We start from the raw sequence: 23,650 nt of genomic DNA on the forward strand, positions 1-23,650 counted from the left end.
ATTCAAGATCACTTCTCCTTCTGATGAGTATCTATATGATGCTTAGGCGGCAGCACAACAAAATTGTCCATATCGTAAACTGGGCCGCCATTTTTTATCCAGTCTTTATGGTGAATCTCAAACTTCTTCCTTCCACCGACCCAAGTAGTCTCTGGTGCATAAGGGGCATTCCCGTTATTCATTTCTTCAAGACTGAGCGCTGAAAACTGCTTGCTTAACTCCGGATCTCTAGCGACGGCACGCCAAATAGCCTCGCGCTGTCGATCAAACGTGCTAAATCTCTGCCCTCGCAACTGATCGGCAATTTGAGATGGAATAGCGGCGCCCTCCTTTGAAAGATTGTCGCCCAACCAGGTACCCGAAACTGGCTTCCCATAACCACTGGCAATACCCGGTGTATTCCGTGGAGTATTGAACAGTAGATAACTGTTCGGCAATCCAGAGCCGGGAGGAGAGATAAGAATATAGTCATCAAAACCCCGAACAACCTCCGGATAGACCTCCAACTCCGGTACAACAGGTGATACGGAAACCCCCGGATCCACTGGCAGCTGCGGCGCCTGGGTCGGTGTGCTGGTCGAGCTGTCCTGGGGTCTGGCAATCGGTGTCCAGACCAGAGCGGGCTCGGTTTCGCCATCACGAATGAATTCGTAAGTATTGTTTTCAGCGTTCCAGGTAAACGACCTGACGCGGACCTTGCTGCCGACCTCGACGCCATCAGCGGCAACCCACTCTGCTGTGCCGTCTTCTCCCAGGTGCAGTCGATGGGGTACATCGACCGAGCCATTTCGATTGGCGACAAACTCAAGATCCAGGCCATCGGGCAGATCGAGCTGAGCAAGCGGAACGCCCAGCACTGGCGGGGGCAGCTCGGCATCAGCCAGCTTGGGCGAGTAAGCGGCCAGCATCAGCGGGCTGCGACTCAGCGCACGTGTTGCAGAACGCAGGAACTGCTGCCTGGCAATCTGTGAGGCCAGGCGCCAGACACTTCCCATTCCTGCCGTTGCCGGAGCGGCAGCAGAGGGTGCGACGACCGCCCACAGGCGCGTCGCATCCGCTGCCGGCCGCTGAGACGGGGTCGAAGCGGCACCTTCTTCGGCCATCTTTGCAGCCAACTGCGCATGCTGTGCGGACAACTTGGCAGACTGGCTTTCCAGTAGTGCTAGCGCTTCGGCAAGCAGCTTCGCTTCATGGGCATGGGTCGCAGACTCCAGCCACGATTGATGCAGCTGCTGGGCATTGTTCGAGTCAACGTTACTGTGCGCTTCAAGATGGTTTTTATACTGTTGCGCGGATTGCAGGACAGGATCCCCGCCATTGAACGCTTGGGCAATACTGTTGCTTCTTCCAAGTTCATCACGCCTGGAGTTAATCAGGTAATTGATATGCGCTTTTTGCCGGACAATATGCGCCAGCTGCTCTTCACTGCTTACAGGTGAATTTAATGGCGCGACAGCAAGATTGATTTCAGACTGAATCGCACGCGGCAAATCCGCAGACTTCGCCGCATAACGCTGTTCCAGCTCGATCTTTTGCGATTGAAAACTACCCGTCAGACTTTCGACCCGTTGCCCATGCCTGATAATCGCCTGTTCCCGTTCAGCCTGAGCGCGGGCTGCCGCTTCGGCACGAGCTTGAGCCTCAGCCCTTGCACGCGCCTCGGCATCCGCTCTTGCTTTTTCTTCTTCCTGTTCACGCGCAGCCTGTTCATTTTCGTCACTTCCACCAGAACCTGGCGGCCCACCGAAGCTGACATCGCCACCGCCACCGCCACCACATCCTCCTCCTCCCGGACGTCCTGAAGATGAAGGTTTATCGGGACCAGGCGTAATAACGGTCGGGGGAAGTTCAATCGGTCCATTACTTCCATTGCTGCTCATACATACCTCCTTTTTTGTATGCGAGGCAGCAATGTATCCATGGCTTTCAAACTATCTGATATATATAGTTACCCCAGTGATAAAATAAAAAATCGCCGCCACTTAATGGGCAGCGATCTTTTAAATATCGCGATATTTTTTAATCGTCCACAGATATGGACTACAACTCTTTCAGACGAAAATATAATCGGAGGCGGAAGCTAACTTGTTCGCGAACGAACGACGGGAGATTCAGATACACCGCAGTGAGGCCTTCGCGGGCAAGCCCGGCTCCAACGAAACCACCCAAACCCGTGGGAGTGTGGCTTGCCCACGAAGAATATGACGTGGTGTGTCAGATGTATCGCGTCGAATCATTCGCGGGCAAGCCTCGCTCCTACGGGGCCATGGCTTATTTGGTGAATATCTCCCTATCCACCAACTTCGCCACATCCACCGCCTGCGGGAAGATCTTCTTCTCGACGAACAGGTCATCCACGCCCTGCAACGCTTTTATGTCCCGCTCTTCCACCGGCAGCAGCGCTTCCAGCCCCCAGCTGTGCAGGCGTTGTGAAACCGGCAGGGGGATGTCGTTGGTCTTGGCGAAGATCTTTGCGTATTCGTCGGGATTGTTGCGGGCCCAGTAGAAGGCCTTGGCCATGCGTTGCAGAACGTCGTTGAGGGCCTGGCGGCGCAACGCATCGCTGAGCACCGCGTCGGAGGCGGTGATAAAGGTCAGGCCGGTGTTGATGCCCTCGCCGCTGAGCAGCACTCGCGCCCCGGCTTCTTCGGCGAAGGCCTGATAGATGCCGAAGGTCGCCCAGGCCTCGATCTTGCCTGCATTGAACGCCGATAAAGCATCGGTAGGCAGGACGAAGCCGATCTTCACGTCATTCTCGCTGACCCCGGCATTGGCCAGAGCACGAATCAGCAGGTATTGGGAAATACTGCCCCGGGCCGAGGACACCACCACGTTGCGGCCCTTGAGGTCGGCGACGCTGTGAATGGGCGAGTCCTTGGGTACCAGAATGGCGATGCTGCGCGACTGGCTGCGGCGTACCGCGACAATCCGCAGCGGCGCTCCCCCCGTGGCGGCGGCCAGCACAGGCGTATCCCCTGCCGGAGCCAGGTCCACCGCTCCGGCGCGCAGGGCTTCGAACAGCGGCGCCGCGCCCTGGAAGTTGGCCCATTCCACCTGATATGGCAAGCCGTCAAAGGCGTGGGAGGCCTCAACTATGGTGCGCAGGCCCTTGGCCTGGTCGCCGAGAATCAGCTTGACCCCGGACAGGTTGGCGCTGGCGGCCGGTTTGTCGCCTCCACCTCCGCAGCCACTCAAGGAAAACAGCACGGCAGACAACAAGACGATGGAGCGAAAAACCGGGCGCAGCAGCATCAGGGCATATCCTTGGCAGAAAGTAGTCAGCGAGCGTTGGCAATACGACGTAGCGGTTGCGCAGCGGACTGCGCCTGCACTTCGGCCGCTATCGGCTCAATGTCATGAGCCGCGCCGGTCCGTACACCGAGCAACCCCAGCAGGCGTGAGCGAATGGCCTGGAAGCCAGCCTGGCCGCTGTCGCGCTGGCGCGGCAGGTCGATATGTACCTGATCGGCAATCCGGCCCTGGTCGAGGACGATGACCCGATCGGCCAACAGGATGGCTTCGTCAACATCGTGGGTCACCAGCAGCACCGCCGGGGTGTGCTTGCGCCACAGGTCGATGATCAGCTGATGCATGCGAATGCGGGTCAGGGCATCCAGGGCGGCAAAAGGTTCGTCGAGCAACAGCAGTTTCGGTTCACGCACCAGACCACGGGCCAACGCCACGCGCTGGGCTTCGCCACCGGACAGTGTGGCCGGGAAGGCATTCAAGCGATGGGCCAGACCGACTTCGGTCAGAGCTTCAAGGGCCCGGGCCTTGGCATTGCCGATGCGCAGGCCCAACACAACGTTACGCCAGGCACTCTTCCACGGCATCAGCCGCGGTTCCTGAAACACCGCCGCCCGGGCCAGGGGCACGCGCAATTGGCCGCTGTCGATGCTGTCCAGCCCGGCCAGGGCACGCAGCAAAGTGGTCTTGCCGGAACCGCTGGCGCCGAGCAGGGCGACGAACTCGCCCGGTGCAATATCCAGGTCAAGGCCGTCGATCACCCGTTGCGCGCCGAACTGACGCACCACGTTGCGCAGTTGTACCGGTGCCGGTGTTGCAGGCAGTGATTCAGTGTGCAGAAGGTCAAGAGCAGCCATGTTCAATTCCTCACGAAAGTCGGGCGCCAGGCCAGGGCAAAACGCTCCAGCGTGCGGATGATGCCGTCGATGACCAGGCCCAGAACGCTGTAGATCAGCAGGCAGATGACAATGACGTCGGTGCGCATGAAGTCGCGGGCGTCACTGGCCAGGTAGCCGATGCCCGCAGTGGTATTGATCTGTTCGACGAAGACCAGAGCCAGCCAGGAAATCCCCAGGGAATAACGCAGGCCCACAAAAAACGAGGGCAGAGAGCCCGGCAGGATGACGTGCCAGATCAGCTCACGACGGCTCAGGCCCAGGGTATTGGCGGCCTCGATCAGCTTGGGGTCGATATTGCGGATACCGGCAAACAGATTGAGATAAACCGGAAAGGTCGTGCCAATGACAATCAACGCTACCTTGGTGAATTCGCCGATACCGAACCAGAGAATGAACAGCGGCACCAGGGCCAGGGAAGGAATGGTGCGCAACATCTGCAGCGGCGAATCCAGAATCACCTCGCCCTTCTTCGACAGGCCGCTGATCAGCGCCGCAACCACCCCGATACTAACGCCGATGCTTAGCCCCAGCAGCGCCCGCTGTAGAGACACCCACAAATGTTTGCCCAGCTCACCGGAAACAATCATCGACCACAGCGTGCCACCAATTTGCGAGGGTGCGGCGATGACCCGGCTCGGCAGCAGGCCGGTCTGCGAGGCCAGCTCCCAGAGCAGCAGCAATACCAGGGGGCTGATCAGCCGCACGATGAAGTCCGGCGCGCGCCAGTTGCGTTGCCGCGCGGCGCGGGTGGCGGCGGCCTGTTCGGTCTTGTTGACCGTGAGGAACGCCGCCGAATCGGGAGCGAGGGTGGTTTCAGACATGAAGACATCCTTTCTTGGCGGGCCGGGCTGCCCATGAATCCATCCTATTCGTATAAAAAACCCTCGTGAAATTCTATTTAGGAATAACCTAATAGTTAATTTTATTGATCATGCGCAATACATAAAATGCATATTTTTTATAATTAACTTAGACCTAAATAGAATTTCACAGCTTTGCGCCCAGGTCCTATGGTGCTGCCATAACGCGATGACGTACTGCATCGCAGCCACGCAAGGAGCCTTCTTATGAGCGTTGAATTCATCGGTTATATCGCCACCCAGCACAGCTCGGAAATCCATCCGCGCAGTGGCCCGACCGTGCAGCCGGAGTACGTCGAGAAAGTCGCCAGGGCCCATGAAGAAGCCGGTTTCGACCGCGCGCTGGTGGCCTACCACTCCAACAGCCCGGACAGTGCCTTCGTCGCCGCCCACGCCGCCAGCGTCACCACGCGCCTGAAATTTCTCATCGCCCACCGTCCCGGTTTCATTTCACCGACCGTGGCGGCACGGCAGTTCGCGACCCTGGACGTGTTCAACGGCGGGCGCACGGCGGTGCATATCATTACCGGCGGCGACGATCAGGAACTGAAAGCGGACGGAAGCTATATCGGCAAGGACGAGCGCTATGCCCGTAGCGATGAATACCTGAGCGTGCTGCGTCAGGAGTGGACCAGCGACAAGCCTTTCGATCATCAGGGCACCTACTACCAGTTCGAAGGCGCGCACTCGGCAGTGAAATCGCCGCAGTTGCCGCATATCCCGCTGTACTTCGGCGGCTCGTCGGCTGCGGCGATTGCCGTGGCGGGCAAGCATGCCGATGTGTATGCGCTGTGGGGCGAGACCTACGAACAGGTTCGCGACATCGTCAAACAAGTGCGTGCCGAAGCTGCCAGACACGGCCGTACCGTGCGTTTCAGCCTGTCATTGCGACCGATCCTGGCCGACACCGAAGAAGCCGCATGGGCCCGCGCCCAGAGTATTCTGGAACGAGCCAAGGCCTTGGCAGAAAGCAACGGCTTCGTCCGTCGTGAACCGCCCAATGAAGGCTCCCGCCGCCTGCTGGCCGCTGCGGCCCAGGGCTCGCGGCTGGACAAGCGTTTATGGACCGGGATCGCTGGCCTGCTTGGCGCCCAGGGCAATTCCACCTCACTGGTCGGCACGCCGGAACAGGTCGCCGAAGCACTGCTGGATTATTACGACCTGGGCATCACCACTTTCCTGATTCGCGGTTTCGACCCGTTGGAGGATGCCATCGACTATGGCCGCAAGCTGATTCCGCTGACGCGGGAACTGGTGGCGCAACGCGAGCGTGAGGCGAAAGTCGCCTGACCGATTGATACACGCAGAACCTGTGGGACCGGCTTTAGCCGGGAAGGCGTAGGCAAGAGCGATACATTTCTTTCGCCAACAAAATCGTCTTCCCGGCTTAAGCCGGTCCCACATCAGTCCTGCCTGTGTCTGATACTCCTACGCGGCATCCCGCTCCTGCTTCAACGACTGCGCCACCAGGCTGCCAAACGATGACACCGGCCCCTGCAGGTTGCCGAGGAAGCGCGGATAGATCAGCCACAGGTCCATCACCGGCTTGAAATCCTTGACCGGCATCACCGCCAGCAGATGGCGGTGGGCGCTGCGTTCCAGCAACGGGCGCGGCACCAGGCCCAGCCCCATGCCGTCGGCCACCAGGCCCAGTTGCAGCTCGGTGCCAAAGGTTTCCAGATTGACCTTCAAGGTCAGGCCCTGGTCGGACAGGGTCCGTTGCAACCCTGCACGGAAGCCGCAGCCATCGGGGTTGAGCACCCAGCCCTGGCTGTAACAGTCGGCCAGTTTGACCGCTTTCTTCGGCAGCGCATCCTTGGCACAGACCACTACCAGTTCCATCTTGCCGATGGACTCGCCAATGATATTTTCCGGGAAGATCTTGCCCGCCGGAAACAGTGCCGCCGCCGCATCCAGTTCGCCATTTTCGATCTTGCCAATCAAATGACTGCCCCAGCCGGTGACCACCTGGGCACGCAGGTCGGGGAACTGGCCGCGCAGGTATTTCAAGGCATCAAGCAGCACCACATCGCCAATGGTCTGGGGCACACCGAGACGCAACAGGCCGCTGGGCGGGGTGTCGCTGGCCACCAGTTCACGCAGGGAGTCCATCTCGCGCAGGATCGCCAGGCACTTCTGATAGACCTGATGGCCCATGGGCGTAGGCTTGAGCGGCTTGGTGTTGCGGTCGAACAATTCGACCCCCAATGCCTGCTCGAAATTTTGTACGCGACGGGTAATGGCCGGCTGCGTCAGGTCCAGAGACTCTGCCGCATGGCTGATGGACTGGCAGCGAATCACCGCCACAAAGGCGTCGATATCATCGATTTTCATTCGGACCGCACATAAAAATATAAGGAAGACATAGGTAAAAAGCATAGTGAGATTTGTCTGATCTGAACAGCAGGATGCTGCAATTCAGTGCATCTTCTTCCCGGAGTTGCGATGAAACGGCGATAAAAGCGTTTTTTGTTATAACCTAATCATTAAAAAATAGCATATTAAAGCTGCAGATTATGTTTAGATCAGTCCATGCCCTATCAGCACATGGACACGTAGGACTCGACATGACCCAAGCCCGACACCCGGAACGCCTGCGGGCCTTTATTGGCGCCCTGGCTGAATTGATCGACAGCAACCCCCGCGAAGGCGACCTGCTTCATCGCGGCGGCAAGCTGCTGGGGCAATTGGTCAGTTTTGATGACTGGCTGCCCGAGGAATTTGCCATTCCTGATCCAACCCGTTATCAGCAATTCTTGCTCCATGCTGATTCACGCCAGCGTTTCTCGGTGGTGAGTTTTGTCTGGGGGCCGGGGCAGTCGACGCCCATCCACGACCATCGGGTCTGGGGCCTGATCGGCATGCTGCGCGGCGCCGAATACTCCCAGGGCTATGCCCGCCACGAGAATGGCCGCCTGGAAAAGGAAGGTCCGGCCATTCATTTGTTGCCCGGTCAGGTCGAAGCGCTGTCACCGCGCAGCAACGATGTGCATCAGGTCAGCAATGCCTTTGACGACCGGGTATCGATCAGTATCCACGTCTATGGAGCCAATATCGGTGCGGTACGCCGTGCGGTGTATCAGCCAGACGGCAGCGAAAAACTGTTTATTTCCGGCTATTCCAACGCCTTTCTCCCGAACATCTGGGACTTGTCCAAAGAGAGCCAAGCACAATGACGACACACGCAACCCGATCCTTCGCAGACATTCGCGCCGCCCTGCTCGCCAAGGAAGAAGTCGCCCTGGTCGATGTCCGCGAAGAAGCACCTTTCGCCGAGGCCCATCCGTTGTTCGCGGCCAATATCCCGCTGTCGAAACTGGAACTGGAAGTGCTCTCGCGCATCCCGCGCAAGGACACCGCCATCACCGTTTACGACAATGGCGAAGGTCTTGCCGCTCTCGCTGTGCAACGCTTGCACGGCCTGGGCTACAGCGATGTGAAACTGCTCGAAGGCGGCCTGCAGGGCTGGCGCGACGCAGGCGGTGAACTGTTTATCGACGTCAACGTACCGAGCAAGGCTTTTGGCGAACTGGTCGAGCATCACCGTCATACGCCGTCCCTGGCCGCCGAGGAAGTACTGGCGCTGATCGAATCCAAAGCCGATGTGGTGGTGCTTGATGCCCGCCGCTTCGACGAATACCAGACCATGAGCATCCCCACCGGGGTCAGCGTGCCCGGCGCCGAACTGGTGCTGCGCGCCCGTGAGCTGGCACCGGATCCCAAGACCCGCATCATCGTCAATTGCGCCGGGCGCACCCGCAGCATCATCGGCACCCAGTCCCTGGTCAACGCCGGCCTGCCCAACCCGATCAGCGCCCTGCGCAACGGCACTATCGGCTGGCTGCTGGCCGGACAGACTCTGGATCACGGCCAGTCACGGCGCTTCGGTGAGGTCAGCGACGCAACCCGCCAGCGCGCCAGCGCCGACTCGCGTCTGGTTGCCGACAAGGCCGGTGTGCAGCGGGCCAGCCCTGCCGACCTGCAACGCTGGCAGAACGAGGCCGCACGCACCACTTATCTGTTTGATGTCCGCACTCCGGAAGAATTCGCCAAGGGTCATCTGCCTGGCGCTCGCTCCACCCCTGGCGGGCAGCTGGTGCAGGAAACCGATCATTACGCCAGCGTACGTGGTGCCCGCATCGTGCTGGTGGATGACGACGGCGTACGCGCCAATATGTCGGCCTCATGGCTCGCACAGCTGGGCTGGGACGTGTTTGTGGTCGATGGCCTGCAAGCCACAGACTTCAGCGAGGCAGGCGACTGGAACGCGCCGATTCCGACACCGCCCCAGGTCGAGGAAATCAGCGCCCGGACCCTGGCCGACTGGCGCAGCCACGGCGGTGTTGCGGTACTGGACTTCACCACCAGCGCCAACTACGTCAAGCAGCATATCCCCGGTGCCTGGTGGACCCTGCGTGCCCAGCTCAAGGATGCGCTGGACACCATCCCCAACGCCGAGCGCTACGTGCTGACCTGCGGCAGCAGCCGCCTGGCGCGTCTGGCCGTGGCCGAAGTGGAAGCCCTGACCGGCAAGCCGGTGTTCCTGCTCAAGGACGGCACGCCGGGCTGGATCAAGGCCGGCTTCGAACTGGAAAGCGGCGAAAGCCACCTGGCCTCGCCACGCATCGATCGCTATCGCCGTCCGTACGAAGGTACCGACGCGCCACGGGAAGCCATGCAGGCGTACCTGGACTGGGAATTCGGCCTGGTCGAACAACTGGGCCGCGATGGTACCCATGGTTTCAACGTGATCTGATCTGGTTTATCGGGCGCGGACCACAGGGTTCGCGTCCAGACAAACTTCCCTACCCGACCCCTCTCCAGGCGGAGGTTATTGATTAACAAAAACGAGAGGTTTCACCCACCATGTCCAACGTTCTCAATCTGCAATCCCCTGCTCAGGATGCCGCATCACTTCGAGTCACCCGCCTGGAACCCACCATAGGCGCCGAAATCGACGGTATCGACCTCAGCCAGCCTCTGACCTCCTCCCTGCGTGATGAACTGCGCGCCCTGCTGCTCAAGCACAAGGTGCTGTTCTTCCGCGACCAGGACATCGACACTGAACAGCAGATCACCTTTGCCAAACAATTCGGCGAACTGTACGTACACCCCACCACGCAACAGAACGACACCAGCAAGCCCCAGGCGCACCTGATCCAGGCCGAAGATGCGCGCAAACTCTATGGCCCGCGCACCAGTGGCCGTTGGCACACTGACACCAGCTGGCTGTTGCAGCCGACCCTGGGTGCGGTGCTGCGCGCGGTGGATCTGCCGGAAGTCGGCGGCGATACCCTGTGGGCCGATGCCGGTGCCGTGTATCGCGATCTGCCGGAAGACCTGCGCGCCGAAATCGACACGCTGTATGTGGTACATGACTTCAAGAAATCCCTGGATCAGGTCGGTTACGACTACCCGATCCTCGCCCATCCGCTGGTACGCACCCATCCGGAAACCGGTGAAGACACCCTGTTCATCAACTTCTCCCAAAACCCCTCGGTGATCGGTTGGGAACCGGAACGCAGCAAGGCGTTGGTCGACCGGCTGTTGAAGGCCTTCAGCAAGCCGGAGCATCAGGTGCGCTTCAAATGGCGCAAGAACTCCATCGCCTTCTGGGACAACCGCTCGACCCTGCACTACCCGGTCTACAACTACGGCGACTACCCCCGCGTCATGGAACGGGTGTTGATTGCTTACGACGATATTCCGCATCGCACCCGAAAGGCCTGAGCCTTTCCTGTAGGAGCTGCCGCAGGCTGCGAACAAAACCCGAATCCAATCGCAGCCTTCGGCAGCTCCTACCCTCCGCTCTTATGAACTGATCGTTATTTCTCCTTGAACAAGGGACGTTACCCCATGCGTGCAAGAAAACTGCGCTACACCCCAGATTACATGGCGTGGGCGGCCGTCGGCCTGCTGGCGGGCAGCGTTGCCGCCCATGCTGCCGACAAAGAGGAGCAGACCCTCAATACCGTAGTCGTCACCGGCAATCGCGGCAGTGCACCGCGTACCGTGGCCGACAGCCCCTCACCCATCGACGTGATCAGTGGCGAGCAATTGCAGGCCACCGGCAAGGTCGGCCTGAAGGAAGTGCTGTCGCGCCTGTTACCCTCGTTCAACCTGCCGGCCATCAACGGTGGCGGCACCTCGTGGTCGGTGCGTGGCGTGACCATGCGCGGGCTGTCGGGGGATCAGGTGCTGGTGCTGGTCAACGGCAAGCGCCGCCACAACACCGCGCTGATCAATAACCTGGCGCGGGTCGGCACCGCTGCCGTGCCGGTTAACCTGGACCTGATCCCGGTGTCGGCCATCGACCATATCGAAGTGCTGCGCGACGGCGCCTCGGCGCAGTACGGCTCGGACGCCATTGCCGGGGTGATCAATATCATCCTCAAGGAAAACGACAGCGGCGGCAGCGCCGAGACCAGTTTCGGCCGCTATGGCAGCGGTGACGGCGACACCGTCCACCAGACCTTCAACTACGGCTTGCCCCTGGCCAACGACGGCTTTCTCAACCTGTCCCTGGACAGCAAGGAGCAGGAACCTTTCGACCGCACCGGCAGCGCCACCGGTTCGCTGTACTCCTCGGCCGGGCGCCCGGACAGCCGCGATCAGACCACCGACCGCCACGGCTGGAACCCCAGCTACGGCCTTGGCCGGGAGAAGGTCACCAACGGCAGCTACAACCTGGAAATCCCCCTGCAGGATGACCTCAAGCTCTATTCCTTCTCGACCTTCAGTTATATGGAAACCACCAAGGTCACCGGCAATTATCGGCCCAACGAAATCACCTCCCTGGCCGGCGACCCGAATACACCATACCCCGACGGCATCCACGCCCAGCGCCGCAACCGCACCCTCGACTTCCAGGTCGCGGGCGGCCTGAAGGGCGAGGTCGGCGGTTGGAACTACGACGCCAGTTCGACCTGGGGCGAGGACAATTCGACACTCAACGCCAATAACACCTTAAACCCGTCACTGGGCCCGACCAGCCCGACCTCGTTCAACCTGGCGACGCAGATCTTCGATCAGGTGACCAATAATCTGGACTTCAACCGCAGCTTCGATATTGGCCTCAAGCATGCACTGCAAACCTCCTTCGGTTTCGAACACCGCTTCGAGCGCTACGAGATCGAGGCCGGGGACTACGCCAGTTACACACCGGGCAACTATGTGCTGCCTGCCGGGCCGTTTGCCGGAACGACACCGTTGCCGGGGCTGGCTTCCTATAACGGCACCAGCAAAGCCGACGCGGGCAGCATGAGCCGCAATAACGTCGCCAGCTACTTCGACCTTGGCCTTGACCTGACCGACAAGTGGTACGTCGGTGTCGCCGGGCGCTACGAGCATTACACCCAGGACATTGGCAGTACCTGGAGCGGCAAGTTCTCGACCCGCTACGAAATCCTGCCGGGACTGGCCCTGCGCGGCACCATCAACAATGGCTTCCGCGCGCCGTCTCTGGCCCAGACCATTTACGCCTCATCGACCTTCACCTCGGCAGGCGTGGTCAATGGCCAACAGCTGTCGGTGCCGGTCAAGGTACTGCCCGTGGACAGCGCCGAAGCCAAGGCCCTGGGCGCGGAAAAACTCAAGCCGGAGAAGTCGCTGAACTACAGCTTCGGACTGACCTTCGAGCCGCTGGATAACTATCGCCTGACCACCGATTTCTATCAGATCGGCATTCGCGACCGCATCGTCTCCACCAGCCTGCTGGGCGGTCCGGCGATCTCCCAGGTACTGGCCGCCAACGGCCTGCCGCCCTCGCTGTATGCCCAGTACTACACCAACGCCGTGGACACCCGCACCCGTGGCCTGGATGTGGTCAACGAGTATCGCCAGCAGCTCGGCGAGTTGGGCCAGGTGCGCTGGAGCGCGGCCTACAACTGGAACCAGACCAAGATCGAGAAATTGCAGGACAACCCGTCGGCCCTGGCCGGGCTCGGTTCGCAATATCAGCTGTTTGACCGCCGCCTGCAAAAGGACCTGACCGTAGCGACACCGCAATCCAAGCTGATCCTGGCCTCGAACTGGAAGCTCGGCGACTTCGACACAAACCTGGCCGTGACCCGTTTCGGCAGCTATATCGAAGGCGATAACAACCCGGTCAACGACCGCAAATACTCGGCCAAATGGATCACCGACCTGGATGTGGCCTACAAGCTCAGCAAGCAACTGACCGTAGCCCTGGGCGGTAATAACCTGTTCAACGTCTACCCGGACAAGAAAGGTATCCAGGACTGGAGCGGGGCCTATAAGTACGGGCAATTCTCGCCATTCGGGCTGGGTGGGTCGTATTACTACACGCGGTTGGCGTATGCCTTTTAAGGGTTAAAAGCCGAATCTTTGGGAGTGGATTCCGTGGCGAATTCATTCGCGAAAGCGGTGTTGAGGGCGATGGATATTCATCGCTTGTACCGGCCCCTTCGCGGATGAATCCGCTCCCACAATCCATCAGCACCCAACATTAAATACATTATATTTATATTAAAAACTCTCAAAATTACAAAAACACATCATTAGCTTATAACCAAAAGATACTTCACAAGCCTTTCTTATAGGAATACTTTCAAACCCAGACCGACCCCTTCTCCAGGCGGAGGTTGTCAGCACACCTCTTACCGCCTGGAGATCCATCCCTATGTCGCGCCTTTATCCCCTCAAACATCTGCTGCTGGGCAGCCTGCTCGGGCTGAGCCTGAGTCTGGGCCTAACGGTACAGGCGGCGGATCTGCAACCGCTGCTGGTGGCCAATCAGAAGCAGAGTATCAAGGTGCTGCTGCAAGTCTCGGGCGAGCTGAAGAACGTCCCTTACGAGATTCAATTTTCCGAATTTCCTGCTGCCGCTCCCTTGGGTGAAGCCCTGAATGCCGGGGCCGTGGATGTCGGTGGTCTGGGCGATGCGCCTTATGTATTTGCCTACGGCGCCGGGGCGCCGTTGAAGGTGGTCAGCATCGTGCACATGGAAGGCCGCTTTACCACGGCGGTGCTGGTGCCCAGGGATTCGACGGTCAAGAACGTGGCCGATCTCAAGGGCAAGCGCATCGTCACCGGCCGTGGTTCCATCGGCCACTTCCTGGCAATCAAGGCCCTGCGCAGCGCCGGTTTGCAGACCAGCGACGTCAAGTTCGTCTACCTGCTGCCCAGTGAGTCGCGCCTGTTGCTGGACAACGGTGATGCCGATGCCTGGGCCACCTGGGACCCCTACACCACCATCGCCATCACCCAGAGCCAGGCTCGAGTTGTTGCCAGTGGCAATGAACTGCTGACCAACAACCTGTATTTCGCCGCCACCAGCAAGGCCATCGAGAGCAAGCGCGCACAACTCGATGATTTCGTCGCCCGGGTCGAGCGCGCGTACAACTGGGCCAACACCCACCCCGAGCAATATGCCGCCGCCCAGGCCCAGGTCACCGGTCTGCCCGTAGACGTGCATCTGGCCATCGACAAGGCCACACACATGCAGCGGGTGGATATCGACGACACGATCATCAAGGGCCTGCAGGAGACTGCGGACATCTACCAGCAGGAAGGCATCGTCACGAAAAAGATCGACGTCTCTCAAGGCTTCGACAAGAGTTTCAACGCCTCGCGTGCCCGGGTTGCCCAGGCAACCGCTCAATAAACCCACCGTCAGTGAATGACCTACAAGATTCAGGAGCACGATCATGAGTAAGCAACGTCAATTGAAATTCGGCGCCATGGTTCACGGTGTCGGGCACGGTTGGGGCGAATGGCGCCACCCTGATGCCCTGGCCGACGCCAGCGTCAATTTCAACTTCTACAAGCAGCAGGCACGTCTGGCCGAAGCGGCCAAATTCGACTTCGTGTTCATCGCCGACAGCCTGCATATCCATGAGAAATCCAGCCCGCATTATCTGAATCGTTTCGAGCCACTGACCATTCTCTCGGCCCTGGCCGCAACCACAGACAAAATCGGCCTGGTCGCCACCGTGACCGTCAGCTACACCGAGCCGTTCCAGGTCGCCCGCCAGTTCGCGTCCCTGGATCACATCAGCGGCGGTCGCGCCGGCTGGAACGTGGTGACTTCCTGGCTCAGTGGCACCGCCGACAACTTCGGCAAGGCCGAACATCCGCCACATCCCGTGCGTTATCGCATCGCCAAGGAACACGTCAATGTGGTCAAGGGCCTGTGGGATTCCTGGGAGGATGACGCCTTCGCCCGCAACAAGCAGACCGGTGAATTCTTTACCCCCGGCAAGCTGCACGCGCTGAACCACAAGGGCGAGTTCTTTTCGGTCAAAGGGCCGCTGAATATCTCTCGCTCCAGGCAGGGCCAGCCGCTGATTTTTCAGGCCGGTACCTCCGAGGACGGACGCAACTTCGCCGCTGAATATTCGGACGCCATCTTCGTCCATGCCGAATCCCTGGAAGAGGCCCAGGCTTACTACGCCGATCTGAAAAAACGCGCCAAGAGTTTTGGCCGTAACCCGCAGGACCTGTCGATCCTGCCCGGCATCCGCCCTATCGTCGGTCGCGACGAGGCCGAAGTGGAAAGCCGTTATCAGCAGGCCGTGGAGCTGGTCAGCATCGAGGACGCTATCGTTGCCCTGGGCCGACCGTTCAACGACCATGATTTCAGCCAGTATCCGCTGGACGCGCCTTTCCCGGACGTCGGCGACCTGGGCTCCAACAGCCAGAAAGGCGGCTCCGACCGGATCAAGCAACTGGCCAAGGAAAAAGGCCTGACCCTGCGCCAGGTGGCCCTGCACTTCTCCCGGCCCAAGCGCGACTTCGTCGGCACCCCGGAGCAGGTGGCCGATGCCATCCAGACCTGGTTCGAACAGGGCGCAGCCGATGGTTTCATCATCAACTCGCTGCTGCCGGACGGCCTGCAATCCTTCACTGAACAGGTGGTTCCGGTGCTGCAGCAACGCGGCCTGTTCCGCAGCGAATACGCGGGCTCCACCCTGCGCGATCATTTCGGCCTCGAGGTACCGGTCAATCGCTACGCCCAACAGCACGAGGCTGTCGAGCAGCCCGAGGAGGCACTGGCATGAGTGAGTCGCTCAACCAACTGCTCGCCGACCTGCACGTCGACCGGGTTGCCAACTGGGCGCCGGAAGCGCTCAAGGTCAATATCGATCAGCGCCAGCGTCTGGTCGACAGCGCCGATCCTGCGCAATGGATCAAGACCGGTGACGTACTGGACAGTTTTGAACTGCTCAAGGTCGAGGGCGGCAGCCTGACCCGCGAACAACTCACGGCCAATGGCCCGGCGGTGCTGGTGTTTTTCCGTTTTGCCGGCTGCCCGGCGTGCAATATCGCTCTGCCGTACTACCAGCGCCGTCTGTTCCCGACCCTTAAGGCATGGGGGGTGCCGCTGGTAGCGATCAGCCCGCAAGTCCCGGAGCGGCTGATCGAGATCAAGCTACGCCACTCTTTGCAATTGCAGGTCGCCAGCGACCGCGACAACGAACTGGGGCGACGCCTGGGGATTCTCTACAGCTTCGACGAAGCCTCGCGCCAGGCGGCCTTAAGCCGCGGCAACGGCATAGGCGAAGTGACCGGTACCGGAACCTGGGAACTGCCGCAACCGACCGTGCTGGTACTGGATCGCGATGGCCGCGTGGCCTTTGTCGAAGTCAGCCCGGACTGGCTGGTACGCACCGAGGCGGACGGAGTGTTGCAAGTGGTTGAGCGACTGCTGGCCGAGTCTGCGCCTGCCGTGGCGGTCTGAGGCTCTGGACCTGGGGCAGACCCGACTCATTGTGGGAGCGAATTGATTCGCGAAGGCGGTATTGCAGGCGATAGAAATGTGTCGCCTGTAAGGTCCCCTTCGCGAATGAATTCGCTCCCACAGAATTCACTTCCACGCGCCATTTCCTGGTGTATGCAACTCTCAAGGACCTCATCCCATGAGCCTTTCCACCCTACGCCACATCGATACAGAACCCGAGTCTGAAGCAGCCTTCAGCGCACGGCTGGCCGCCCTGAGCGCGACCCTGGCCGAAAGCGCCGAGGGCTATGACGCCAGCGGTGAGTTCCCCTACGCCAACTTTCGTCTGTTGCACGAACATGGTCTGCTTGGTCTGACCGTCCCGGAAAGCCTGGGTGGCGGCGCGGCAGACCTTAAGCGGGCGCAACAGGTGATCCGTGCGGTCGCCCGGGGCGAGCCGTCCACGGCACTTATTCTGGTCATGCAATACATCCATCACGTCCGTCTGCAGGACAACAAGAACTGGCCACAGGAGCTGCGCCTGCAGGTCGCCCGTGAAGCCGTGCGCGATGGCGCCCTGATCAATTCCCTGCGGGTCGAGCCGGACCTCGGCACGCCTGCCCGCGGCGGCCTGCCCGGTACCATCGCCCGGCGCACGCCTGAGGGCTGGCGCATCAGCGGCAGCAAGATCTACTCCACCGGCAGCCATGGCCTGACCTGGTTCGCGGTATGGGCGCGTAGTGACGATGCCGACCCGCTGGTGGGCGCCTGGCTGGTGCACAAGGACAGTCCCGGCGTGAGCATCGTCGAAGAATGGGACCACTTGGGCATGCGCGCTACCTGCAGCCATGAAGTGGTGTTCGACGACGTGCTGGTGCCCCTGGAACATGCGGTCAGCGTCAGCCCGTGGAGTACGCCACAGCCCGAGCTGGACCCTGCGGGCATGCTATGGATGTCGGTACTGTTGTCGTCGGTCTATGACGGCGTCGCCCGCTCGGCCCGGGACTGGCTGGTGCAGTTCCTGCAAACCCGCAAGCCATCCAATCTCGGCGCGGCGCTCTCGACCTTGCCGCGATTTCAAGAGGTGGTCGGCGAGATCGATACGCTGCTGTTTGCCAACGACACCCTGCTGCAATCAGCAGTCCAGGGCCTGACCCCGCCGGCCCACGCCGCACAGATCAAATACCTGGTGACCCTCAACGCCATCCGCGCCGTGGAGCTGGCCGTCGAGGCCGCCGGCAACCCTGGCCTGTCACGCAGCAATGCGCTGCAACGGCATTATCGCAACGTGCTGTGTGCACGCATTCACACGCCGCAGAATGATGTGGTGTTGCTGTCCGTGGGCAAGGCAGCGCTGATTTGAAATGAGATTCTGTAGGAGCTGCCGAAGGCTGCGAATGGGTCTGACTGACACACCGCCTTCGCAGCCTTCGGCAGCTCCTACAGATCCGTGTTTACATCGCGGCAACATCGGATCATTAACCCTGCACAATGCCCCGCTGATATTCCCCAGGCGTTAACCTCCTTGGCTTAGGGGTTATCCCGATATTGATATCAAAAAGCTATCGTTATCATCCGGCGATCTTGGACAACGGATCGATGCGGGATGCAGAGTTATCGTGTAATCAGCATTGGCATCATTGCAGCCGGGAGGCGCTGATGCCCGATGCCCTGAAGATGACGCCGATACTGGATGACCACGCCTTCCAGCGTCTGCAGGCGTTGCTGATCAGCATCAGCGGGATCCTCCTGACCGCCAACAAACGCAAGCTGGTGGCCAGCCGACTGGGCAAGCGTCTGCGCCATTTTCGCTGTACCGGCTTCGGCCAGTACCTGGATCTGCTCGAAGATCCGGCCCATTTCGACGAGCAACGTCTGGTGCTGGATCTGCTGACCACCCACGAAACCTATTTCTTCCGCGAACACACGCATTTCGATTTCCTTGGTCACTGGCTGCAACATCAGCAGCGCCCCTTAAGGGTATGGAGTGCGGCCTGCTCATCCGGCGAAGAAGCCTACAGCCTGGCCATGGTGCTCAGCAGCCACGCGCGCCATCACGACTGGTCGATTCTGGCCAGCGATCTCAGCCACACCCTGTTGGCAAAAGCGCGCGCGGCCATTTACGACATGACCCAGGCCAAATACCTGCCCGACGACTGTTTACAGCGTTACTGCCAGAGCGTCTTCGTTGACGCCAGCCTGTGCCTGCGCATATGCGAAGAGCTGCGGGCCAGGGTGCAGTTTCGCCAATTGAACCTGATCCAGCCGCTGGACACCGACTTCGAGCAATTTGACGTGGTGTTCCTGCGCAATGTCCTGACCTATTTCAGCCAGGAAGAAAAACCGCGCATTGCCCGGCGAATCATCGACCAGATGCATCCCGGCGCGCTGTTGTTCATCGGCCACGCAGAAAACATTTACGACCTGAATCTGCCCGTACGCCTGACCCATCCGTCCGTGTACGAACGCCTGTGACCGGCGCCACCCGATCCAGGTCACTCAAGGTCTTCTAATCCCACCAGGCGCGATTTCGCTGCCGGTCCGGGACAGCCACTCAGGCGCCCCCCGCATCACCGGGACAGCTCGCCTCCAGGGAAAACAAAAAACCTGGCTGCCCTTATAGGCGGCTACTCCCTCCCCTGCGATACGGACCTGTACTTATGCTTTGCCGAATATTGCTCGCCGATGACTACCCCTTGTTTCGGGCCGGACTGCGAGCGCTTCTGGAAAACCGCAATGACTACGAGATTGTCGGAGAGGCGGACAATGGCCATAGCGCCATCGAACTCGCCTCACGCTTATTGCCGGATATCGTCGTGCTCGACATGTCCCTGGAGCGCGGCTCAAGTGTGACGGCCCTCAAGGAACTGTCGATCCATGCCCCGGACAGCAAGGTGCTGATGCTGTCGACCCATACCGACGCAGGTTTCGTCATGAAATGCCTGAAGCTGGGCGCCCACGGTTACCTGCTCAAGAACGCCACGGTACCGGAACTGGACATGGCCCTGCAGGCCCTTCGCGGTGGCGGGCAATACCTGTCGCCGGCGGTGATCCCGCTGGTGGTCAGCCAGGCCGTGAGAAAAAGCGCGCCGCTACCGGCCAGCACCGACGGCAGCCCCGGCACCCTCACCGAGCGCCAGATAGAAATCCTGCGCTTGATCGCCAGGGGTGAATCAACCCGCTCCATAGCCACAGGTTTGGGACTGAGCGTGAAGACCGTGGAAGCCCACCGCTCCCAGGTCATGCACCGCCTGCGCATCTACGACATAGCCGGACTGGTGTTGTTTGCCGTACGCGAGGGCATCATCCAGGTCAATGACTGACCCGAATGATGCCCTGGACTATGGAGAGCCGATTCACGCCTGTTGCAATTGCGGCGGTTCAAAAGCGCTGATTGGCGGCAGCGGCTCATGCCATTTGACGATCTCCACCGCGGCAGTCTGGGCGCTGCAACCTTGAGAAAGCAGCGACGCGCCAATATCTGCCGTGACCATATTGGGGTTGCCATGCTTGTCCAGACTGCCGATTTGCCCCGCCACCAACGGATCAAACCAGGCGCCGGTCGCAATCTGCACAACACCGGGGCGAATGCCTTCCGACAGGATCGCGGCAGCCAGGAAGGCACCGCGCTGGTTGAATACCCTGATCACATCACCCTCGACGATGCCCCGCGCATGAGCGTCGAGGGGGTTGAGGGTCAGGGGTTCGCGCTGCCGGATTTTCGACGCGCGACTGTATGAGCCGTGATCGTACTGACTGTGCAGACGGGTTTTCGGTTGATTCGACAGCAAGTGCAACGGGGCTTCAGGATCCGGCTTGTCTAGCCACACCGGATGACCAGGACAATCGGCATAGCCAAAACCGGCGATGCGTTCGCAGAATATCTCGATGCGCCCTGATGGGGTCGGCAACGGATGGGCATCCGGGTCGTCGCGAAAAGCCTTGAGCAGGACGGTATCGGTTTGCGGATAGGCGACCTCGAACAATCCATCGCGCCAGAACTGATCGTAGTCCGGCAGCTCGACACCGAAATCCTCGGCCCGCCCCCGGGATTCTTCATAGATAGCGCGTAGCCAGGCCTCGGCATCGCGCCCCTCGGTGAAGCTTTCGCCAATATCCAGACGTGTTGCGAGATCGGCAAAGATCGAATAATCGTCACGGGATTCGCCCACCGGCGCGATGGCCTGCTGCATGGCGATCATGAAGCGGTCCGAGGCGGAACTGCCGATATCGTTGCGCTCCAGGGCGGTGGTTGCGGGCAGGACGATATCGGCGTGCTTGGCCTGGGCGGTCCAGTATTGCTCGTGGACGACGATGGTTTGCGGGCGTCGCCAGGCGGTCAGCAGGCGGTTGAGATCCTGATGGTGGTGAAAGATGTTGCCGCCCGCCCAGTAGACCAGGCGGATATCCGGATAGTGACGGCGCTGACCGTTGTAATCAAAGGGCGCGCCGGGATTGAGCAGCATGTCGGTGACTCGCGCGACCGGGATGAAATCCTTGATCGGGTTGCTGCCCTGGGAGAAGCGCGGCCCGGAGAACGCCTTGCGGCCGCTGCCAGTGTTGTTCATGCAACCATAGCCCAACCCGAAACCACCGCCAGGCAAGCCAATCTGGCCCAGCAATGCGGCCAGGGTCACGGTCATCCAGAACGGTTGCTCGCCATGCACCGAGCGTTGCAGTGAATAGGCGATATTGATCATGGTGCGCTTGCTGGCCATGCGTCGGGCCAGTTCGATGATCTGTGCGGCGGGAATATCCGTCAGAGCCTCGGCCCATTGCGGGGTCTTGGCCTGGCCGTCGGTCTGCCCGAGCAGGTAATCACGAAAGCGCTCGTAGCCGACGGTATAGCGACGAATAAACGCCTCGTTGTGCAAGCCTTCGCTGATCAGCACGTAGGACAGCGCCATCATCAGGGCCGTATCGCTGCCCGGTCTTACAGGTAACCACTGGTTCTGCTTTGGCCCGGTCAGATCGTCGCGTAAAGGGCTGACATTGACGAACTGCACACCCGCATCGGACATGCTTTCCAACGCCTTGCTCAGCAGATGGTCACTGGCGCCGCCAGGGCTGGTCTGGGCATTCTTGGCGGGCAGACCGCCAAAGGCGACGAACAGCTCGCAGTGTTCGGCGAGGTTTTTCCAGGACGTATGGGCGGCCAGCAGCCAGTCCATATTGCCGACGATATGCGGCATCAGTACGCGCCCGGCGCCGAGGCTATAGCTGTCGGTGCTGTAGACATAGCCGCCAAAGCTGTTGAGAAAACGATGCAACTGGCTCTGGGCATGATGAAAGCGCCCGGCACTGCCCCACCCGTAGCTGCCGCCGAAAATCGCCTGGTTGCCATGTTGTGCCTTGACCCGGCGCAACTCCCTGGCAACCAGATCCAGAGCGACCTCCCAGGACACTTCGACAAAAGGCTCCTGGCCACGTAATTCCGGACGACCGCCCTGCTCCGTGAGAAAACTGCGGCGAACCGCCGGACGCATGACCCGGGTCGGCGAGGTGATCGCCTCGGCTACCGAATCACCAATGGGCGAAGGGTCCGAATCCCACTCAACCGGCTTGAGGGCTTGTAGCTTGCCATCGACCACCTGCGGGAGAAAGGCGCCCCAGTGCAATGAAGTGAACGTCATGGGAGCAGCTCCGACGGAACGGATATCAGCGTGAGACCTGAGCGCCAGCCTGCCCTTGGGTCTCAAGCACCTGGCTGAACGACTGATCGAAGACTTTATCTGCCGGGTAGGATTTCGTCAGCCCGGTACCACTGAAAAAGTCGATTGTCTGCTGGGCACCGGCGATGACCTGGGCGGTTACCGGCACGATGACGATCTGCGAGCGGGCGAACCACAAGCGCGCCACTTCGGCGTCAGCCTTGGTCAGGCCGGCCCAGGCGGTCGCGTAGGTGTCGGTGTTCTGCGCGTTGCTGACGGACCAGGCGCGGGCAGCTTGCAGGCGTTGCAGGAAATCACTGATCTGTGCGCGCTTGTCCTTGATCGACTTGTCATTGGCGACAATAAAACTCTGCGCTGGAATCAGCCCCTTTGCGGTGGTGAGAATCCGCGAGCCCTGGCGCTCCTGCTGGGTGACATAGGGGTCCCAGGTGGCAATGGCATCCACCGAACCGCCGTCAAGAGCATGTGAGGCATCCAGTGCGCTGAGGTAACGGTAGTCCACGGCGTCGCGGGCGACACCGGCCTTGTCCAGTGCGGTCAACATCAATTGCTGACTCCAGGAGCCTTTCCAGATTGCGACCTTCCTGCCCTTGAGATCGGCCAGGGTCTTGATCGGCGAATCCCTTGGCACGACGATAGCCACGCCGTCCAGGTTCTGCCGCGTCACACCGACCACTTTGATCGGCGCACCCAGGGCACCGAGAAACAGCACTGGCGCATCCCCCAAAAGACCCACATCCAGGCTGCCGGCATTGAGGGCTTCGGCTACCGGAGAGCCAGCGGTGAATTGCTTCCACTCAAGGCTGTAAGGCAGGTCCTTGAGCACGCCCGACGCTTCCATGACGGTGCGGGCACTGTAGCTTTGGTCGCCGACGACCAGATCGGCGGCATTGGCATTCAAATGGCCGCCGAAGGCCAGAATCAGGCTGAGCAGAAGGGTTTTGCGGGGGATCAGCATATATAGATAACCTGCACGAGCTCAAAAGGAGCCGGATCACTTGAAGATTCCGGGTCCGCTCGTGCGGTGGCCGACTGTGCGCCAGCCTTGCGACAACAGTCGCTCAGCGGCGGTCGGTAACCGTAGCATCTTGCCGATTATAAAAATAATGCATTTTTGTTCTATGCAAATATCAACGCTCACCAGTCGGTCAGTTCGATAGCAACAAAACGCAGACAAATAAAAACGCCGCTCTATTGAGCGGCGTTTTTATATAAATGGAGCGGGAAACGAGACTCGAACTCGCGACCCCGACCTTGGCAAGGTCGTGCTCTACCAACTGAGCTATTCCCGCA

18 protein-coding genes and 1 tRNA gene are annotated in these 23,650 nt (G+C 60.2%); 11 read left to right on the plus strand and 8 right to left on the minus strand.

What is annotated here, in order from left to right; all coding sequences use genetic code 11:
* Nucleotides 1-8: 8 nt before the first annotated feature.
* The 4 genes from ACCD02_RS25225 to ACCD02_RS25240 all read right to left on the minus strand — a co-directional run bounded on the left by ACCD02_RS25225 (nucleotide 9) and on the right by ACCD02_RS25240 (nucleotide 4,966).
* A complete protein-coding gene (locus ACCD02_RS25225) occupies nucleotides 9-1,880 on the minus strand; it encodes an S-type pyocin domain-containing protein (protein ID WP_413308107.1) in 1,872 nt (623 codons plus the stop codon).
* A 391-nt stretch (nucleotides 1,881-2,271) separates the two neighbouring features.
* Nucleotides 2,272-3,252 carry an ABC transporter substrate-binding protein gene (locus ACCD02_RS25230; protein ID WP_413308110.1) on the minus strand — a complete coding sequence of 327 codons (981 nt, stop codon included), beginning with the start codon at nucleotides 3,250-3,252 and terminating at the stop codon, nucleotides 2,272-2,274.
* A 26-nt stretch (nucleotides 3,253-3,278) separates the two neighbouring features.
* Nucleotides 3,279-4,103: an ABC transporter ATP-binding protein gene (locus tag ACCD02_RS25235; RefSeq protein WP_413308113.1), complete on the minus strand. Its 825-nt coding sequence runs from the start codon at nucleotides 4,101-4,103 to the stop codon at nucleotides 3,279-3,281.
* A gap of 2 nt (nucleotides 4,104-4,105) precedes the next feature.
* On the minus strand, nucleotides 4,106-4,966 hold the full coding sequence (locus ACCD02_RS25240; protein WP_413308117.1) for an ABC transporter permease: 861 nt from the start codon (nucleotides 4,964-4,966) through the stop codon (nucleotides 4,106-4,108).
* Nucleotides 4,967-5,212: 246 nt separating this feature from the next.
* Here ACCD02_RS25240 and ACCD02_RS25245 point away from each other — a divergent pair, with 246 nt between their 5' ends.
* Nucleotides 5,213-6,295, plus strand: a complete 1,083-nt coding sequence (locus ACCD02_RS25245) for an LLM class flavin-dependent oxidoreductase (protein WP_413308119.1) — start codon at nucleotides 5,213-5,215, stop codon at nucleotides 6,293-6,295.
* A 138-nt stretch (nucleotides 6,296-6,433) separates the two neighbouring features.
* Here ACCD02_RS25245 and ACCD02_RS25250 read toward each other — a convergent pair whose 3' ends face one another.
* Nucleotides 6,434-7,339 (minus strand): LysR family transcriptional regulator, encoded by a 906-nt coding sequence (locus tag ACCD02_RS25250; protein WP_413308122.1) that lies wholly within the window; start codon nucleotides 7,337-7,339, stop codon nucleotides 6,434-6,436.
* Between the two features lie 233 nt (nucleotides 7,340-7,572).
* On the opposite strand from ACCD02_RS25250, the gene ACCD02_RS25255 reads away from it, so the two are divergent.
* The 10 genes from ACCD02_RS25255 to ACCD02_RS25300 all read left to right on the plus strand — a co-directional run bounded on the left by ACCD02_RS25255 (nucleotide 7,573) and on the right by ACCD02_RS25300 (nucleotide 20,008).
* Nucleotides 7,573-8,181, plus strand: coding sequence for a cysteine dioxygenase (locus tag ACCD02_RS25255; RefSeq protein WP_413308125.1), 609 nt, complete (start codon nucleotides 7,573-7,575; stop codon nucleotides 8,179-8,181).
* Nucleotides 8,178-9,761, plus strand: a complete 1,584-nt coding sequence (locus ACCD02_RS25260) for a rhodanese-related sulfurtransferase (protein ID WP_413308127.1) — start codon at nucleotides 8,178-8,180, stop codon at nucleotides 9,759-9,761. Before ACCD02_RS25255 ends, ACCD02_RS25260 begins: the two co-directional genes overlap by 4 nt.
* 110 nt (nucleotides 9,762-9,871) lie before the next feature.
* Nucleotides 9,872-10,735: a TauD/TfdA dioxygenase family protein gene (locus tag ACCD02_RS25265; RefSeq protein WP_413308129.1), complete on the plus strand. Its 864-nt coding sequence runs from the start codon at nucleotides 9,872-9,874 to the stop codon at nucleotides 10,733-10,735.
* A gap of 126 nt (nucleotides 10,736-10,861) precedes the next feature.
* Nucleotides 10,862-13,333, plus strand: a complete 2,472-nt coding sequence (locus ACCD02_RS25270; protein ID WP_413308131.1) for a TonB-dependent receptor plug domain-containing protein — start codon at nucleotides 10,862-10,864, stop codon at nucleotides 13,331-13,333.
* Nucleotides 13,334-13,646: 313 nt separating this feature from the next.
* The gene (locus ACCD02_RS25275; RefSeq protein WP_413308134.1) at nucleotides 13,647-14,630 is read left to right on the plus strand and encodes an ABC transporter substrate-binding protein; all 984 of its coding nucleotides are present in this window, start codon (nucleotides 13,647-13,649) and stop codon (nucleotides 14,628-14,630) included.
* Between the two features lie 43 nt (nucleotides 14,631-14,673).
* Nucleotides 14,674-16,026: an LLM class flavin-dependent oxidoreductase gene (locus tag ACCD02_RS25280; protein WP_413308137.1), complete on the plus strand. Its 1,353-nt coding sequence runs from the start codon at nucleotides 14,674-14,676 to the stop codon at nucleotides 16,024-16,026.
* Entirely contained in the window at nucleotides 16,023-16,706 is a 684-nt protein-coding gene (locus ACCD02_RS25285; protein WP_413308140.1) for a peroxiredoxin-like family protein, read from the plus strand. Before ACCD02_RS25280 ends, ACCD02_RS25285 begins: the two co-directional genes overlap by 4 nt.
* Before the next feature lie 178 nt (nucleotides 16,707-16,884).
* On the plus strand, nucleotides 16,885-18,048 hold the full coding sequence (locus ACCD02_RS25290; RefSeq protein WP_413308143.1) for an acyl-CoA dehydrogenase family protein: 1,164 nt from the start codon (nucleotides 16,885-16,887) through the stop codon (nucleotides 18,046-18,048).
* Between the two features lie 296 nt (nucleotides 18,049-18,344).
* The gene (locus ACCD02_RS25295; protein WP_413308146.1) at nucleotides 18,345-19,160 is read left to right on the plus strand and encodes a CheR family methyltransferase; all 816 of its coding nucleotides are present in this window, start codon (nucleotides 18,345-18,347) and stop codon (nucleotides 19,158-19,160) included.
* A gap of 185 nt (nucleotides 19,161-19,345) precedes the next feature.
* A complete protein-coding gene (locus tag ACCD02_RS25300) occupies nucleotides 19,346-20,008 on the plus strand; it encodes a response regulator (RefSeq protein WP_413308149.1) in 663 nt (220 codons plus the stop codon).
* Between the two features lie 33 nt (nucleotides 20,009-20,041).
* Here the strand turns inward: ACCD02_RS25300 and ACCD02_RS25305 are convergent, their stop codons facing one another.
* From ACCD02_RS25305 to ACCD02_RS25315, 3 genes are all read right to left on the minus strand, one after another.
* Nucleotides 20,042-22,318, minus strand: coding sequence for a molybdopterin guanine dinucleotide-containing S/N-oxide reductase (locus tag ACCD02_RS25305; protein WP_413308152.1), 2,277 nt, complete (start codon nucleotides 22,316-22,318; stop codon nucleotides 20,042-20,044).
* 25 nt (nucleotides 22,319-22,343) lie between these two features.
* A complete protein-coding gene (locus ACCD02_RS25310; protein ID WP_413308154.1) occupies nucleotides 22,344-23,315 on the minus strand; it encodes an ABC transporter substrate-binding protein in 972 nt (323 codons plus the stop codon).
* A 258-nt stretch (nucleotides 23,316-23,573) separates the two neighbouring features.
* A tRNA-Gly gene (locus tag ACCD02_RS25315) sits at nucleotides 23,574-23,649 on the minus strand.
* Nucleotide 23,650: the final 1 nt, after the last annotated feature.

Source organism: Pseudomonas sp. Pseusp88 (assembly GCF_047303955.1).
In the GTDB taxonomy this organism is placed as follows: domain Bacteria; phylum Pseudomonadota; class Gammaproteobacteria; order Pseudomonadales; family Pseudomonadaceae; genus Aquipseudomonas.